This window comes from Arenibacter amylolyticus (genome assembly GCF_002150785.1).
Lineage (GTDB): Bacteria > Bacteroidota > Bacteroidia > Flavobacteriales > Flavobacteriaceae > Arenibacter > Arenibacter amylolyticus.
The window spans coordinates 15,232-31,444 of record NZ_MTAZ01000027.1 but is presented as its reverse complement, the minus strand read 5'-3'; the positions used below and the strand labels follow the sequence as shown (position 1 = coordinate 31,444).

Genomic DNA, 16,213 nt, shown 5'->3' with positions numbered 1-16,213 from the left:
TACCCTCTATTTACTACTTACACAGTTTATGGTCTAGTCCCGCAACCACTCTGCTATTACCAATATCACGCCCATAATACATCCTCAAAAGCAGTTAGCTTATGCGTCCCGATTTAATATTTTTAAAACAACCCCGCTATAGTGCCATTCCCATCAATAGTGATGCTCTCAGCAGCCGGGGTAGCAGGCAATCCAGGCATACGCAACATATTACCCGCAATAGGAATAACAAACCCAGCTCCTGTTGCTATTTCAAACTCCCTAATATGGATATCGAAGTCCTTTGGTCGGCCTAATCGCTTTTTATCATCACTAAAACTTTTTTCTGTTTTTGCCATACAGACTGGTAAATTCCCATACCCCATGGCTTCATATTTGCGTAATTGGGAAATAGCCAGATTACTTAAAACAACATTATCCGCCCCATAAATGGTTCTACAAATTTTTACCATCTTGGTTTGCAAACTGTCCTTTAGACGGTAGGTAGGATTAAATTCGTTACTACAGGTGCTGGCCATCTCAATTACTTTTTCGGCGAGATCTAAACACCCTTTCCCCCCTTTCTCCCACCCATAACTCAAAGCAACGGGAACACCTAATTTCTTACAGTGGGCTTCTACCACTTGCATTTCCGCTTTGGTATCCGTTTTAAAAGCATTTATAGAAACAACCATGGGAATTCCAAAACTTTTTAGGCTAGCAATATGTCCTTCCAAATTAGGTAGTCCCTTCTTTAGTGCTGCTACATCTTCTTGTGTAATTTCTTTTAATGATTTGCCCCCATGATACTTTAAAGCTCTGATAGTTGCGACCAAAACAATGGTTTTAGGAGATATACCTGCTGCGCGACACTTAATATTCAAAAACTTCTCAGCCCCTAAGTCGGACCCAAATCCGGCTTCAGTAATAGTATAATCACTTAATGTCATCCCCATTTTTGTAGCCACAATAGAATTGGTCCCTTGCGCAATATTGGCAAAAGGCCCTCCGTGGATAATGGCGGGATTACCTTCCAGGGTTTGCACTAGATTAGGTTTTATCGCATCTTTTAATAGCACCGCCATAGCACCATTGGCATTTAAATCCTTCGCATATATAGCCTTTCCTTCCCAGGTATCACCCACATAGATGTTCCCACATTTTTCTTTTAGGTCTTCCAAACCGGTGGCCAAGCAAAGAATCGCCATAATCTCGGATGCTGCCGTAATATTAAACCCCGTTTCCCTGGGTATACCACCAGCTTTTCCACCAAGTGCTGCCACAATATTTCTTAATCCCCTATCATTCATATCCATACACCGTTTCCAAACTACGGTTCTAGGATCTATCCCAAGGCTTCTCTTTTTACTTTGAATGTTATTATCGATAAGCGCTGCAAGAAGGTTATTTGCTTTTTCAATGGCATGGAAATCCCCCGTAAAATGCAGATTAATATCTACCATGGGAATAACCTGACTCCTACCACCCCCAGCAGCACCCCCTTTTATGCCAAAGACTGGACCTAAACTAGGTTCGCGAATTACTGCCACCGCTTTCTTCTTTAGATAGCCTAATGCATCTACCAACCCAATGGAAGTAGTAGTCTTTCCTTCGCCAGGTGGAGTAGGTGTAATTGCAGTCACTAAGATGAGATTGTTCTTTTTTACTTTTTCTTCATCAATAATATCTATAGGAAGTTTTGCTTTGTCGTTACCATAGTACTCCAGCTTCTCTTCCGGAATTGCCATTTTCGCTGCGATTTCGCTAATATGCTTGGGGGTAACGCTTTGTGCAATTTGTATTTCCGTCATATGAATAAACCTTATTTAATGTGACATAAAAGTAAAGTTTTAGCAAGTCAGGTTTTATGACAATTATCACCCTCCTCCCGTACTTGCCAGGCCACTTTGAGCATAGCGGGAGGAGAAAAAACGCCTTATTAATGTAGCAATCGCAGTGGAAGGATCCGCTAGCCTTTAACCAAAAGTTGGATCAGTATTTAGTAATACACCCCCTTATGCTTAAAGTATATTTCCCTAAAATTTAGTAAGAATGTTGGAAGAAAAATATCAATGGATTTTTATTCATCCCTGAAAAACTTATTGCGGGTAGCGTAGCAGCAAGAAAGTGCTTATTTTTATCCATATTTACGATATTAATTGATTAAAAATATTTTCATGAGCAATTATTTTAAAAAATATCCTAATAGTGAAGGTTTTTTCGGTGAGTACGGTGGTTCTTTTATTCCGCCATCACTAGAAGTTGAAATGAAAAAGATAACGGATGCTTACCATACCATTAGTAAATCGCATAATTTTATACAGGAACTGCGCAGCATACGCAAACATTACCAAGGTCGTCCAACTCCCGTATATTATTGCGCTCGTTTATCCGAAAAATACGGAGGACGCATTTATTTAAAGCGTGAAGACTTAAACCATTCAGGCGCTCATAAACTAAATCACTGTATGGGTGAAGCCCTGCTAGCCAAACACCTAGGCAAAAAGAAGCTTATAGCAGAAACAGGTGCAGGCCAACATGGGGTAGCGTTGGCTACCGCTGCCGCTTATTTTGGTTTAGAGTGTGAAATACACATGGGGGAAGTGGATATTAAAAAACAGCACCCAAATGTGGTGCGCATGAAAATATTAGGGGCCACTATTGTTCCCGCTACACACGGGCTTAAAACCTTAAAAGAGGCGGTAGATTCCGCTTTTGAAGCCTACCTAAAAGACCCTGAAAATACCATTTACTGCATTGGTTCTGTGGTAGGACCTCATCCGTTTCCTATGATGGTGCGCGATTTTCAACGCGTTGTCGGGATTGAAGCGCGTGAACAATTTTACGATATGACGGGTGAATTACCAGATAATGTGGTTGCCTGTGTAGGAGGTGGTAGTAATGCCATTGGGTTGTTCTCCGCTTTCCTTAATGATGAAGAGTGCAAGATACATGGTGTAGAACCCGCGGGACGCTCCATGGAATATGGGGAGAATGCAGCATCCATGACCTTGGGAACCCCAGGGGTAATGCATGGTTTTAAATCCTATATGCTAAAGGACGAAAAAGGAGAACCAGCTCCCGTATATTCGGTAGCCAGTGGTCTAGACTATCCGGCCGTGGGACCAGAACACTGTATGCTAAAAGATAATAATAGGGTTAATTACGATATTATTAACGACAAGGAAGCCATTGATGCTTTCTATGAACTAAGTCGCTTAGAAGGTATTATTCCCGCGCTTGAGAGCTCTCATGCCGTGGCCTACGCCTTAAAGCTAGCTAAGGAACAACCTCAAAAATCTATTTTAGTTAATTTAAGTGGTAGGGGCGATAAGGATATCGACTATGTTGTAGATACGTATGGTCTGCCCGAATAAGCAGCCGTCTTAGCTAAAATATTCAATTTAAAGCGCTATTGAAGACATTTTCAACCATTTTTTTGGTGATCAACAATACTTCAATAGTGCTTTTTTTAGTATCCATGATCCAAATATTGAAGAATTAGTAGACAAGATTGTTGCTGCTGGTGGGAAACAAAGAATGCCTATAAGATCGTATTATCCAGATGACAAGCCCTATAGAATGTGCTATGTGGAAGATCCTTTCGGAATCGTATTTGAAATTTACTCTCATAGCTATGAATTAACCTATACTTCTGGCGCCTATTCAGAGTAAGCCCCCTTTGCAGGCGGGCAAGCACCACACGCGTGCTAGATCTCAGCGAATACAAAAATGGCTGCCAAATAATATCGACAGCCATTTATAGTATTTTAAAGCGTGGAATCCCTATCGTAGAATTGGAATATTTCCCTGCTTACATTCTTCAATCATTTCCTCTGGCCAGATACTGGTCTGAATTTCTCCAATATGCGCTTTCTTCAAGAAGAACATACATAGTCGGGACTGACCTATTCCTCCTCCAATGGATAACGGAAGCTCATCATTAAGAAGCATCTTATGCCACATTAATTCTTTTCTATCTTCCGCACCTTCAATCGCTAATTGCTTGTTAAGGGCATCCTTATCAACGCGAATTCCCATAGAGGAAAGCTCCAAAGCTTCTTCTAGCATAGGATTCCAAAGAAGGATATCCCCATTTAGCCCCTTTAGCCCATTTTCGGTTTCTGTACTCCAGTCGTCATAATCAGGAGCTCTTCCATCGTGTTTTTCCCCTTCTGCCAACACTCCGCCAATTCCGATTATAAATACGGCTCCATATTTTTTAGTGACTGCTGTTTCTCTTTCTTTGGATGAAAGGTTAGGATACTGTGCTGCTAATTCTTCTGTGTGAATGAACGTAATTTCCCTTGGAAGTACCGGCTTTAAATGTGGGTAACGCTCGTATACCACATATTCTACCCTTTTAAAAATGCTGTAAATTTTCCTAACAATGTATTTAAGGAAATCTAAGTTTCTTTCTTCTTCAGAAACTACTCGTTCCCAATCCCATTGATCTACATAGATGGAATGGATATTTGAAAAAACCTCGTCCGGACGCAGGGCATTCATATCCGTATATACTCCGTAACCCGACTCAATGTCTAATTGCGCCAAAGCAAGTCTTTTCCATTTGGCCAGTGAATGAACAATTTCGGCTTCTTCATCGTTCATGCTCTTTATTGGAAAGGTAACAGGGCGTTCTATACCGCTAAGGTCATCATTAATACCAGATCCTTTTTTCACGAATAAAGGTGCCGTGATTCTTCTTAATCTCAATTCGGATGATAAACTAAGCTCAAAAAAATCTTTAATCAATTTAATTGCTTGTTCTGTCTCTTGTATATTTAATTGAGGAGTATATCCTTTTGGGATTTGTAATTTATAATCCATTCTGGTAATAATTTATTAGATGATTAGCGACTCGCCGTGTTATAAGTGTAAAATAAAACGCAAAAGTGCGATAAATAGCGTGAAAATCAAAACAGAGTGGAATGATAAATGGTGAAGTTCTATGGACATCCTCCCTTTAAACCATAGAGATACCTACTACAAGCCTAATTCAGGGTAATTTTAAATTTCTGCCTAAGTACGATTTTACATAGGCATGACGTTTATTTAATAAGGATTTAGGCATCACTCCAAAACACTCTCAGAATGCTAACTTATACGATTCCACCTAAGATTCTAATAAAAAACTCCACCTCCTTTAAACTCCTTAAAGAGCTTTCTACAAAAAAATGTCGATTATTAGGTAGGGTAACCATAGGGGTAGGTGGTTATAGTTATCCAATGTTCCTTTTAGGGGGATTGAACTAACTATTTAATGTTTAACGAAAAAGAACAAAATGAAAAAGAATTTAATTTTAATTTTTACCATTGCATTTTTAAGCCTCACTATTGGATGTACCGATAATAACGATGCAGGCTCGGATACGGGTAGGTTGTCCGTTCACCTAACGGATGCTCCATTTCCACATCATCTGGTTGCAGAGGCTAATGTAACCGTATTTAAGATAGATGCCAGAAATAAAAGTAAGGATGGCGAAACGTCCGAGGAAAACGATGGTTCTCCTTTTGTAGTTCTTATGGAGGAAGAAGTGCCGGTAAACCTATTGGAATTAACCAATGGGGTTACGGAGACTTTGGTAGACCTAGAGGTTCCGGTAGGGGTTTACGACCTTGTGCGTGTTTATGTAAAAGGGGTGAATGTGGTTCTTACCGATGGCACTACCTACGATCTAAAAGTACCTAGCGGCGAGCAGACAGGGATAAAGGTCTTTATAAAACCTGGTCTTACGGTTAAGGGCGGACTCTCTTCCGATCTGCTATTAGATTTTGACGTGAGTCGTTCTTTTGTTGCCAAAGGTAGCACCAATAAAGTAGATGGTATCACCGGATTCAACTTTAAGCCCGTGATAAAGGCCAGCAATTTATCCACCGCAGGGACGCTAACAGGAATGGTAAAAACAATTAAGGATTCAACAGAAGTGGCCTTAGAAGGAGCACAGATCTCCGTATTTGCTGCCGATACTTTAAATACTACTGGATTCTCCGATGTAGATGGCAACTATACCATTATGGGGCTAGACGCGGGCGACTACAGGGTTGTAACAGCGTTAAATGGTTATATGCCAAGCGACACCCTGGAGGCAGAAATAACCGCAGCTAATAAAACTATCCTTGACTTTATGTTGGAGATAGACAGCACGCAGGAAGGGAATTAATAGTAACCGTTTTTATAAGAAAGGTGCAATCTGCGGATTGCACCTTTTTTTGTTGTTAGGAACGTGGAATCATCAGTTAACGGCTAGTTCTAGCAATCAATTAAATTAAATCATATCGGTATCTATAATAAAAAAACCCTCTAAAATCCTTATTTTTACTACTCCCTCCTCCACCAGTATTTAATAAATAGCCAGCTTTGGTCTAAAATCATACCTAAAATGAGATTTTTAATAATGGTGCCAGTTGTATTGATGACCGTTCTCTCCTGTCAATCACAAACAAAAAAAGGGGATGCCAGTAAAATTGTAGGAGGTCCCTGTGAAGGATGTGAGGCCGTTTTTGAATACGGCGATAAAAAATTATCGACTATAGATACCCTACCGGGATTTCAGGAGAACGAGCCCAAACTAAAAATAAGTGGAACGGTCTTTAAAAGGGATGGCAAAACCCCTGCCGAAAATGTGGTGGTCTACATCTATCAAACAGATCGCAACGGAGTGTATCCTAAAAAGGGGAATGAAAAAGGCTGGGGAAAAAGACACGGCTATATACGGGGTTGGGTAAAAACAGATAGGACAGGGAACTATACCTTCTACACTTTTAGACCCGCAGCATACCCCAACGGAAGGGAACCTCAACACATTCATTTTACCGTTAAGGAACCTACTATTAATGAATATTATATTGATGATGTGGTCTTTGAGGACGACCCTATGTTAACACAAGAAGAACGAAACACTTTAAAACAGCGTGGTGGTTCGGGGATTGTAAAACCCGTATTGAAGGATGGGTTAGTAACTGTGCATAGAGATATTATTTTGGGATTAAATATTCCCAATTATGAATAAAATCGGCCTAACTTTTCTAATTCCCCTCTATTTTAGCGCTTGCATTGGGAAACATACATCCGAAGCACCAAAAGCATCCATAACTGCAGCAAGGCCCCCTGTAACAATGAAACACACAGGTGATACCCTAAAAATTGACACAAAAAAATCGGAACTACATTGGAAGGGTACTAAAATGCGGGGTGCAGGCAAACACGAGGGCGACATTTCCCTGCAAAGCAGGTACTTTATTTCAGAAAACCAGCAATTGATAGGTGGAAAATTTATCGTAGACATGACAAGCATAGAGGTAACCGATATTCCGGACCATGAACCTATTCCCAGAAATAACTTGAACAATCACCTGAAAAGTGAGGACTTCTTTCATGTGGAGAAGTTTCCCACCGCCAGGCTTCTAATTACCCATATAAAACCACTGCAGGGCGACAGTCTATTGGTAGCTGGGAACCTAACCATAAAAGACTTCACCAAAAACATTGAATTTGGAGCAACCTATTCCAATGCTTCCTTCGTCACTAGATTTACCATTGACCGTTTTCTGTGGAATGTAGCCTATAAGGGAAACTTAGCCAACAAAACCTTGGTGGATAAGGATATAGAGCTCACTATTAACTTAAAACTAAAGAACTGATCTTAATCCTAGATAAGACCCCTTATTAGAAACAGTTTCCCTATTTTTAAGAAACCAATCCAAACAAATTACCAATGCCACCTGCCACCACCATTCATGATGTTCTGGAAAAACTGGATGCTATTATTGCGGAATGTATATCCAATAATAACCGAATGGGTTTATTTGCCTATATCTACCGTCGTACTACAGCGGAAATTGCATCGGAAATTGCGCTCGGGAATTTTGAGGACAACCCCCGTATGGAAATGCTAGATGTAGCATTTGCCAATTTATATTTGGATGCCTATACAAATTACAAAAACAAAGAATTTGTGTGTGCTTCTTGGACCTACGCCTTTCATCATGCCCAGGAACCTTTGACCATTGTACAGCACATTATGTTAGGCATGAATACGCATATCAACCTTGACCTTGCAATAGCTACTGCCACTACGATGTCCAATACGGAAATAAGGGATATTGAAGCTGATTTTATGAAGGTAAACGACATACTTTTTCAGATCGTAAATGAGATGCAAGACCGCCTCAGTCGTGTGTCCCCCCTATTATTCCTTCTAGATTGGATAGGAGAAAACAAGGATGAAAAGCTTATAGATTTTAGTATGCGAAAGGCGCGACAGCAATCATGGAACTCGGCCAACCTACTTTGGTCCCTAGGGGCCGACTTAAACCAAGGAGCGATAACTAAAATAGACCAGGGAGTACTAACGCTTAGTAAGCGCATTAAAGCTCCCAGAACCAAGGTATTGCAATTAATACTACGGATTCTTCAAAAGTTTGAAGCTAAAAAAGTGAATACCATCCTACATAAACTAACAGCAGATTAACGCCTCCCTTTAAATTTCACAGGAATAACCATGAAGACTCCTTTAATGCCGTTGCTATGAAAGACGCATGCTAATACTTCCTTCCTACCGTTAATTTTGTTATATTGGTTACCAGTCACTTTAACAATTACCTTAGCGCAGGCCCGCCCATACAATTCGGGCAGGCCCGCCCATATAATTCGGGCAGGCTTGCCTAAATTATTCGGGCAAGCCCGTAATAACGTAATGGGAATCGGACGGAAAATAGCAAATCCAAATCGACCCTAGGGTCGAAGCCTTTAAATCTCACTTAGTGAGTACGTAGTTTTAAAAAGTTTGTTTTACCAGCAATCGTAATTAGTTCTATGAGAAAGTCAACGGAAAAGACCTACCCAGCAAAAGTATCCTTCGGGTTGGTAGTATTTATATTTCTAGTTTTTTTTGGTCCGCTTGTACCCGATATAGTGAAGGATGGGATTCATGGCGAGACCCTACGCATAACCCTATTCCTTAGTATTGTCTTTGTATTTATTCTACACCTTTTCTTTAATACCCGATACACTATTGACGGCAAAATGCTTCGGATAAAATGCGGCATTTTTTCTTATAAGCCCATTGATATAGATCAAATCAAGACGATATCCAAAACCCAGAACATCATCTCCTCCCCTGCCCCTTCCTTTGACCGAATTATCATTAAATATGGGAAGCATAGTGAGATGATAGTGTCGCCAAAGGACAAGATCCAATTCGCAAAGGATTTGGTAGCCATTAATCCCCTTATTAAAAATAAACTCATAAACAATGAACCCTATCCCGTTGGCTAAGGACACAGAGAATGCCCACCTTTAGCCTCTCTGTAAGCCAGGGAATTATAGCGTAGTGCTTCGCCATCTTACTCCTTTGGCAAATACACATAGTAGGAATTGGGAGAAATTTCTTTAAAGCGGTAATGCACCTTCATATTAAAATATTCCAGCGATGTTTCCTCGCTTAAAACCACCGTGTTCTTTGGGATTCCCCAAGGAAATTTAATAGGTAATTCTATATCGCCCTCCAATCTACTAAAGTTATATACGGGTCGCATATCAATTTCGCTGGTTCCCAAATAAAACAGGGAAGGTTTTGGCTGACCTTTAAAAAACACCTCATACTTTTCCCCTTCAAAATTTTCCCAACCATGGGCAGGCTTTCCAAAGGATTTTATTTCACCCGTAGGCTTCCAAAAGTCGGGGAATTCCATTTCATCTTCAAACTCCAACAGCTGCGTATCCAGGGAATTGGGGGTGTTCATTTCAGCTGGTTGAAAATTAAAGATATAAGCTCCGTTTGGCTTTGCTACCACCCATTCGCACATGGCACTACTCCAACCAAAAGAAGAAAATCTTTCAAACAACCAATAATTTAAATTGGGTTCCCTATACACCCATAATTCCTTCCATTCGCCCTCCTCCGTAAGGTATTCCCATATCCATAATTCCGTAAAGTGAATTTCGGTGGTAGCAGCCGCGTCCCCCACTTCCTGGTCTTTAAGGGGAGTAAGAATCTCCTGCTGCACGGTGGCATTATTCAGGGCAGCACTGCTACTTTCGCTCCCTTCGTCCTTTTGTAGGGGTACCTCCATTTTAAGGGTGGATTCGGTCGAATCTTTATTTTTCTCTGCAGAAGTAAAGCAATTAGAGAGTAGAAAAAACAAGGGTAGGATGGGTATATATTTCATCATGGTAGTGGTTGGTTAAATAAGGAAACATCCCTCTAAAATTGGATATTCATACAAGTATTAAATATATATAAAATAATTAACACTCCTTTTTAGAAACTGCAAATCAACCACTTATCAACAATCCCCCCACTAACTCCTTGGATTTCCATAGATAAACCCCGCTTCCAAGCTATAGAATTTGGCAGGGCTATTTTTATTTTGGGCGTTCCCCTATCGGGTCGCTCTTTCCGCTGTATTTTTTTTTAGCTTCCCAGAGTCCAATAATATCGCAGTCCTATTGCAACACCTCGGCCAATACCTACAAGGTTTCTAAAACCTTGCAGGAAAAAAGGGGCTGCATGACAAAAAACCAAAAAAAGATGCCGCTGCAATAGCTAACGCGGGGATTCGTATACCGTCTTCAGAATATAGTAGTCCGTTGCAGAAAACACCTAGAATTGGCTTCCTTCCCTACGGGTCCAAGACCATGTATTTTAGCAAAGATGTGTTTGGGTGGATTAATGGAATAAGGGCGATGCAATCCTCCGATACCGCAGCGGTCCGAGTAGTATATACATCGATTTTCAATTGGTGAGCGGATGGATGCCTTACACTCATATCCCAAGTTTCCTGTTGGCTATTTTAAATAAGGTTTGATAGGCTATTTTAAAGCTCTTATCTTAGCCGCCATACCCTTTGGGGAGTTGGCATACCCCTGTATCGATAGCCAGTATGCCAAGTAAACTTCCACTAAAGTACAAGGGTAAGAAGCGAATAAATGGGGATTGGGGTCCCTTACATAATGAGAATGAAAAATAAAGAAAAAACCTCCCTAAAAAGATCCCTTAGCTTAAGGGATGCGGTAGGCATTGGATTGGGCGCCATTATTGGAGCGGGAATTTTTGTGGTAACAGGATTAGCGGCGGGGGTGTCCGGACCTGCCTTTGTGGTGGGACTCCTGGCAGCGGGAATTATCGCTGCTTTCAATGCGTTGAGTTCGGCACAATTGGCAGCCGTCTACCCACAATCTGGGGGTACCTACGAATACGGCTATAGATTGTTGAATCCGGCTCTAGGTTTTTCCGCAGGTTGGATGTTCCTGGTTTCTAAACTAGCAGCAGCCGGCGTAGTGGCTATTGGATTTGGCAGCTATTTCCACCAATTGGTTCCCATAGTTGCTCCCATGACTCTTTCTATTGTGGCCGTTGTTTTACTAACTATCGCCAATTATTTCGGCATCAAAAAGGTAGGGAATCTAAACCTGGTAATTGTCACCCTTACCCTCTTGTCCCTTATTTATTTAGCGGTTAGTGGCATTCCGGAAATGAAATCGGAACACTTTACACCCTTCGCCCCATTTGGAGTAGCGGGAATAGCAGAGGCTGCTGCCATCCTTTTCTTTGCCTTTACCGGCTATGCAAGAATCGCCACCCTAGCAGAAGAAGTGGCGCAGCCTAAGAAAACAATTCCCAAAGCCATTATAATTACCATTGTAATCGCTATATGTTTATATATTGTTATTTCCCTTGTGGCCATTGGGGTCATAGGAACGGAGCAAATGGCCAATAGTACATCCCCTTTACAATTGGTGGCCAACAGCCTATCTACCCCCGCAATAAGCCTCGTTGTAACCCTGGGGGCCGCTACCGCTATGTTGGGGGTATTATTGAGTCAAATTCTAGGAATTAGTAGGATGTTGCTGGCTATGGGTAGAAGGGCCGACATTCCCCCTGTTTTTCAATCCATACATACTCGCTACCAAGTGCCCCATTTTGGAGTGCTGGTTACCGGCCTCATTATCTTGCTCTTTACCCTCTTTGGTTCCTTCCCCTTTATTGTGCGCGCTGCTACCTTTAGTATTTTACTGTATTATAGCATAACCAATATTGCAGCCCTCAAACAGCCGAAAAAGGATAAGCTGTATGGCACATTTATTCCTATTGGCGGACTTATAGGATGTCTGTTGATGGCGGTTTCTCTACCGCTTAACGTAGTAATTTCCGGTATAGGGTTATTGATAGTAGGATTTGCGATGCGATACTTCATTCATAAGGTGTATCGACCAAAGGACTAAAATAAAATCAGTCCTCAATAATATTCACCCAAAAACCCTTTTCTAAATATTTTAAACGAATTTTACCGTTGACCGTTGCCAACCGAATAAAATGAATTATGTTGCCCGCTTGCATTGGAAATGGGGAGTGACCCCTACCTTTAGCAACTAAAGTATCCCTAAGGAAAAAAGGAGCATTATCAGCCTACTTTTCCGAAAACTATTATTTTTATATACCGTATGAAAGTACCTGCAACCATAGCCATTAAACTCAATAAAGCTGCTGAAAAAGCAGTGAAACAAGGTCACCCTTGGGTATTTGAACAAAGTATTATAAAAGGACCTAGTAAAAATGCCCTGGCTGGGAGTTTATGTGTCCTTTTCGATCAAAGAACCAATAAGCCTTTTTCGTTTGGACTGTGGGATCCGGAGGAGGTGATTCGCATTAAAATTATTTTTAGGGCTGGACGCTTACAGTTGTCGGCCGACTTTTGGAAATCGCAACTCAATAAAGCCTATGTCCAGCGCGAAAACCTAAGGAGTAAAGGAGTTACTGGTTACAGAGGTATCCACGGGGAGAATGACGGATTTCCGGGCTTGGTTTTGGATGTGTACAATAAAACAGGGGTTTTAAAGATCTACTCCCGCATTTGGCAGCCTTATACTGAACTGCTGATCCAAGAAATTAAGAAGCAATTTGCGTTGGACACCATGGTAGTCCGATTTAGTAGGAAGGTTATGCAGCAGAATCCGTTTGCGTACCAAGAAGGAGCGGTAGTTGGAAACCCACTTCCCGATGAGAAGGTCGTATTTGGAGAGTATGGGGTGCAATTCTACGCCTATACAAAATCTGGCCATAAAACGGGGTTCTTTCTAGATCAAAGACCCAATAGATTATGGGTGCAACAACATGCAGCTGGAAAAAAAGTGCTGGATGTATTTAGTTATGTGGGTAGTTTCGGAATTCACGCTTTAATGGGCGAGGCCAAATCACTTACTTCGATAGACATCAGCGGCCCCGCCATGGAAGTAGCGGCCCAAAACATGACCCTCAATGGCATAGACGAATCGAGGTGGACCCCGATAGTCGCCGATGCTTTTATAGCCTTGCAAGAACTAATAGATAAGCAAGCGCACTTTGATATTGTTATTATAGATCCGCCTTCCTTCGCCAAACAAGCTAGTGAAGTACCCAGGGCCCTAACACAGTATAAAAGATTGGCCCAGTTGGGTAAAGAGTTAGTAGCAAAGAATGGCACCTTGGCCTTAGGCTCCTGTTCTAGTCGCATTAGCTTGGACGATTTTAAGCAAGCACACCAGGATGCAGGGATAACCCCTTATAATGGTTGGGAGTTTAAACACACTACCCTGCATGATGAGGACCATCCCATTACCTTTCCTGAAAGCGTCTATTTAAAAACAGTCTTTTATCAAAAAATAGATTAAACCTCCCCTACTACGTCTACTGATTTAAAGCGTTTTGAATTGGAAAATCACTTCTGTAAAATCCCCTTGATTTTCTTGTGCAAGAGGTCAGTTATCGCGTTGGCCATTGCTACAGCTGGCTCCTCTTTCCAAAGGCACACTGTACCTTTGTCTCTCGGCCCTGGGCGAACAAAAGAAACCGACGAAGGAGGTTCATGAATACCTTTAAAAATCAAATAAAACCCATTGATTTGCTACCAAAGTAGAATTAGGCCGCAAACAAAGATTAAAGCTTTTTTAAAATTTACCTTATCTGTAGAATAGGTTTTAAAAGCTCCGAGATCCAGCTTTTTATTTTTCTTAAAAAGCGCGGAGTTTTAAAACCGGTTTTTCGACCTCGGTGTCGAAAACAGTCACTTTAGCAAGAAGCATTTTAACACCTTTGGCCATCGCTACAGCTGGCTCCTCTTTCCAAAGGTATAGATCAAGCTCAAAAGTTGTGTGTAGTTAAAATTTTGAGTTATGCACAATAACAATAATCCACCTTTAAACAGGCCTTTCAATACTTTTTTCCATCGATGAAAAAAGTATTCAAAAAAATCTAGGCTTACGAATCTTTATCTAAATTTTTCGATCAGCACCTAAATTTTAGGAACTCGCTTTTGAATTTCAATGAAAAAAGAAAATTATTCTAGCTCAGACAGCCTAAAATTTTACGGTTGCTTCTCTTCAAATTTCACGATAAATTTTCGGTAGGCCGTAAAACTAAAACCTATAGATAATACCATTCCTTACAAAAAAATTAGAGACTGACTCCTTAAAATATGAGTTAGACCTTACTCTTTGCGAAGTCGAAGGGTTGGACAAGCAAAGAAACCGACGAAGGAGGTTCATGAATACCGTTGAAGTTAAAAATAGAAATGCATGAACTAAATCGGAGATTTACGAAAACCGTTAAAAATTAAATAAAAACCACTTGAGTAAAATGAACGAGCATTGAAAGCAAAGTACAATAATTTCAGTATAATTTATTAGTTACTTTGTGACCAACCACCACATACAAATAGTGATAAACAAAAGATATATTTTAGGAACTAAGATTAAATCAAGAAAATAAATAAACAAGGTGCCAGATGGTGCGTTGGCCATGGCTTCAGCTGGCTCCTCTATCCAAAGGTACACCGTACCTTTGTCCCTCGGCCCTCCATACTTTTAAATACCAATTCATATTTATTTAGTTTAGTTGTTCCTACTCGTAAGGTTTTTCGGTTTCACCCCCCTTTTTTTGAGTGGTTGCTGGACTCCACCAATGTATATTCGTCTAAATTCAATTAAGTAATACCTGGTAATAGCTACCATACTTGGCCTATATTCACTTGAAATATTGATTTTATTAAACGACTAATATGTTAAAATAGTATGAAACACCCTTCTTTATTATGAGAATTACTTCATACTTGTAATATTTATAGCCTCTCATAGCCCTTTTTTACCGAAATTTCTATTGGATGTAACGAAGATTAACAATGACAGTTCTCCATTTAGATTTAACTACAACTCAAGATTTATTGGTAATTTTAGGGTGATAAAATGAAGATTATACAATTAGCATTACGAAAACTGGACGCCAGAATGACGAAGTCGGGCTGGCCCGCCTCAAAGACATAGTCGGGCTAGTATGACCGTTTAAAAACAATAAAAATCTATATATGAAAATAAAAACAGTAGAACTAGTAGCAAGTCCCAGGGATCCCCATTTTGTGGGGGACGGATTTAGGGTACATAATTTTATTCCTAGCGGATTTAGGATGGATATGCAACGGATGAACCCGTTTATTATGCTGGATTACAATTCCACCTACACCTTCCCTCCTTCCGAATCTCCCAAAGGGGTAGGCGTGCATCCCCATAAAGGTTTTGAAACCGTAACCATTGCCTATAAGGGTAAAATAGCCCATCACGATAGTAGTGGCGGTGGCGGGGTAATAGGTCAGGGCGACGTACAATGGATGACCGCTGCCAATGGTATCTTACATAAGGAATACCACGAAGCGGAATGGAGCAAAAAAGGGGGCGAATTCCAGATGGTGCAGCTATGGGTAAATCTCCCGGCCAAGGACAAAAAGAGCAATCCAAAATACCAGGCTATAAAACAGGAGGATATCCCTCGTTACCAACTAAAAGACGATGCCGGTACGGTTGAAGTGATCGCTGGAGAATACCAAGGTGTAAAAGGCAGAGCTTCCACATTCACCCCCATTCACATGTTCAACGCCAAATTGAATAAAGGTGGGAAGGCCGACTTCCAATTTCCGGCACATTACAATACGTTGCTATTAGTCTTGGAGGGGCAGGTAGTAATAAACGAAGCGGAAGAAGTACCCACAGATCATTTGGCACTAATGGCAGACGACGGGGAAACTTTTAGGATACAGGCAACAGAAAATGCGGTGGTATTGGTATTAAGTGGGGAGCCTATAAACGAACCCATTGCCGCACAAGGTCCCTTTGTAATGAATACACGGGAAGAACTGATGCAGGCCTTTAACGATTTTAACACGGGGAAATTCGGCACTCTGGAAGATTAATTTCCGCCCTAAT

The 16,213-nt window shown here is 40.9% G+C and carries 12 protein-coding genes and 1 pseudogene; 10 read left to right on the top strand and 3 right to left on the bottom strand.

What is annotated here, in order from left to right:
* Positions 1 to 122 precede the first annotated feature (122 nt).
* Complete coding sequence (locus BV214_RS11280) at positions 123 to 1,790, bottom strand: formate--tetrahydrofolate ligase (RefSeq protein WP_086477611.1); 1,668 nt, start codon at positions 1,788 to 1,790, stop codon at positions 123 to 125.
* 366 nt (positions 1,791 to 2,156) lie between these two features.
* On the opposite strand from BV214_RS11280, the gene trpB reads away from it, so the two are divergent.
* Together trpB and BV214_RS11270 are read left to right on the top strand one after the other, a co-directional pair.
* Entirely contained in the window at positions 2,157 to 3,356 is a 1,200-nt protein-coding gene (trpB, locus tag BV214_RS11275; protein ID WP_086477610.1) for a tryptophan synthase subunit beta, read from the top strand.
* 94 nt (positions 3,357 to 3,450) lie between these two features.
* Positions 3,451 to 3,654 (top strand): annotated as a pseudogene (locus tag BV214_RS11270) (glyoxalase); the annotation flags it as partial.
* 111 nt (positions 3,655 to 3,765) lie between these two features.
* Here the strand turns inward: BV214_RS11270 and asnA are convergent.
* Positions 3,766 to 4,809: an aspartate--ammonia ligase gene (gene asnA, locus BV214_RS11265; RefSeq protein ID WP_086477609.1), complete on the bottom strand. Its 1,044-nt coding sequence runs from the start codon at positions 4,807 to 4,809 to the stop codon at positions 3,766 to 3,768.
* A 455-nt stretch (positions 4,810 to 5,264) separates the two neighbouring features.
* Between asnA and BV214_RS11260 the strand changes: the two genes are divergently transcribed.
* From BV214_RS11260 to BV214_RS11240, 5 genes are all read left to right on the top strand, one after another.
* Positions 5,265 to 6,143, top strand: coding sequence for a DUF4382 domain-containing protein (locus BV214_RS11260; protein WP_086477608.1), 879 nt, complete (start codon positions 5,265 to 5,267; stop codon positions 6,141 to 6,143).
* 219 nt (positions 6,144 to 6,362) lie between these two features.
* Complete coding sequence (locus tag BV214_RS11255) at positions 6,363 to 6,992, top strand: dioxygenase family protein (RefSeq protein WP_086477607.1); 630 nt, start codon at positions 6,363 to 6,365, stop codon at positions 6,990 to 6,992.
* Positions 6,985 to 7,623 carry a YceI family protein gene (locus BV214_RS11250; protein ID WP_086477606.1) on the top strand — a complete coding sequence of 213 codons (639 nt, stop codon included), beginning with the start codon at positions 6,985 to 6,987 and terminating at the stop codon, positions 7,621 to 7,623. The genes BV214_RS11255 and BV214_RS11250 overlap by 8 nt, the downstream gene beginning before the upstream one ends.
* 74 nt (positions 7,624 to 7,697) lie before the next feature.
* Positions 7,698 to 8,453, top strand: a complete 756-nt coding sequence (locus tag BV214_RS11245) for a DUF5995 family protein (RefSeq protein WP_086477605.1) — start codon at positions 7,698 to 7,700, stop codon at positions 8,451 to 8,453.
* Positions 8,454 to 8,797: 344 nt separating this feature from the next.
* Positions 8,798 to 9,259 carry a PH domain-containing protein gene (locus BV214_RS11240; RefSeq protein ID WP_086477604.1) on the top strand — a complete coding sequence of 154 codons (462 nt, stop codon included), beginning with the start codon at positions 8,798 to 8,800 and terminating at the stop codon, positions 9,257 to 9,259.
* Positions 9,260 to 9,327: 68 nt separating this feature from the next.
* On the opposite strand, the gene BV214_RS11235 is transcribed toward BV214_RS11240, so the two are convergent.
* Positions 9,328 to 10,155, bottom strand: coding sequence for a hypothetical protein (locus BV214_RS11235; RefSeq protein WP_140157753.1), 828 nt, complete (start codon positions 10,153 to 10,155; stop codon positions 9,328 to 9,330).
* Between the two features lie 787 nt (positions 10,156 to 10,942).
* On the opposite strand from BV214_RS11235, the gene BV214_RS11230 reads away from it, so the two are divergent.
* The 3 genes from BV214_RS11230 to BV214_RS11220 all read left to right on the top strand — a co-directional run bounded on the left by BV214_RS11230 (position 10,943) and on the right by BV214_RS11220 (position 16,200).
* The gene (locus tag BV214_RS11230) at positions 10,943 to 12,208 is read left to right on the top strand and encodes an APC family permease (RefSeq protein ID WP_217868721.1); all 1,266 of its coding nucleotides are present in this window, start codon (positions 10,943 to 10,945) and stop codon (positions 12,206 to 12,208) included.
* Positions 12,209 to 12,427: 219 nt separating this feature from the next.
* Positions 12,428 to 13,633 carry a class I SAM-dependent rRNA methyltransferase gene (locus BV214_RS11225; protein ID WP_086477601.1) on the top strand — a complete coding sequence of 402 codons (1,206 nt, stop codon included), beginning with the start codon at positions 12,428 to 12,430 and terminating at the stop codon, positions 13,631 to 13,633.
* Between the two features lie 1,688 nt (positions 13,634 to 15,321).
* Positions 15,322 to 16,200, top strand: coding sequence for a pirin family protein (locus tag BV214_RS11220; RefSeq protein WP_086477600.1), 879 nt, complete (start codon positions 15,322 to 15,324; stop codon positions 16,198 to 16,200).
* The last annotated feature ends 13 nt before the right edge of the window (positions 16,201 to 16,213 follow it).

Excerpts from the sequence above, each read along its gene's own strand:
- BV214_RS11280 (WP_086477611.1), bottom strand. The coding sequence starts at position 1,790 with ATGACGGAAATACAAATTGCACAAAGCGTTACCCCCAAGCATATTAGC.
- trpB (WP_086477610.1), top strand. The coding sequence starts at position 2,157 with ATGAGCAATTATTTTAAAAAATATCCTAATAGTGAAGGTTTTTTCGGT.
- asnA (WP_086477609.1), bottom strand. The coding sequence starts at position 4,809 with ATGGATTATAAATTACAAATCCCAAAAGGATATACTCCTCAATTAAAT.
- BV214_RS11260 (WP_086477608.1), top strand. The coding sequence starts at position 5,265 with ATGAAAAAGAATTTAATTTTAATTTTTACCATTGCATTTTTAAGCCTC.
- BV214_RS11255 (WP_086477607.1), top strand. The coding sequence starts at position 6,363 with ATGAGATTTTTAATAATGGTGCCAGTTGTATTGATGACCGTTCTCTCC.
- BV214_RS11250 (WP_086477606.1), top strand. The coding sequence starts at position 6,985 with ATGAATAAAATCGGCCTAACTTTTCTAATTCCCCTCTATTTTAGCGCT.
- BV214_RS11245 (WP_086477605.1), top strand. The coding sequence starts at position 7,698 with ATGCCACCTGCCACCACCATTCATGATGTTCTGGAAAAACTGGATGCT.
- BV214_RS11240 (WP_086477604.1), top strand. The coding sequence starts at position 8,798 with ATGAGAAAGTCAACGGAAAAGACCTACCCAGCAAAAGTATCCTTCGGG.
- BV214_RS11235 (WP_140157753.1), bottom strand. The coding sequence starts at position 10,155 with ATGATGAAATATATACCCATCCTACCCTTGTTTTTTCTACTCTCTAAT.
- BV214_RS11230 (WP_217868721.1), top strand. The coding sequence starts at position 10,943 with ATGAAAAATAAAGAAAAAACCTCCCTAAAAAGATCCCTTAGCTTAAGG.
- BV214_RS11225 (WP_086477601.1), top strand. The coding sequence starts at position 12,428 with ATGAAAGTACCTGCAACCATAGCCATTAAACTCAATAAAGCTGCTGAA.
- BV214_RS11220 (WP_086477600.1), top strand. The coding sequence starts at position 15,322 with ATGAAAATAAAAACAGTAGAACTAGTAGCAAGTCCCAGGGATCCCCAT.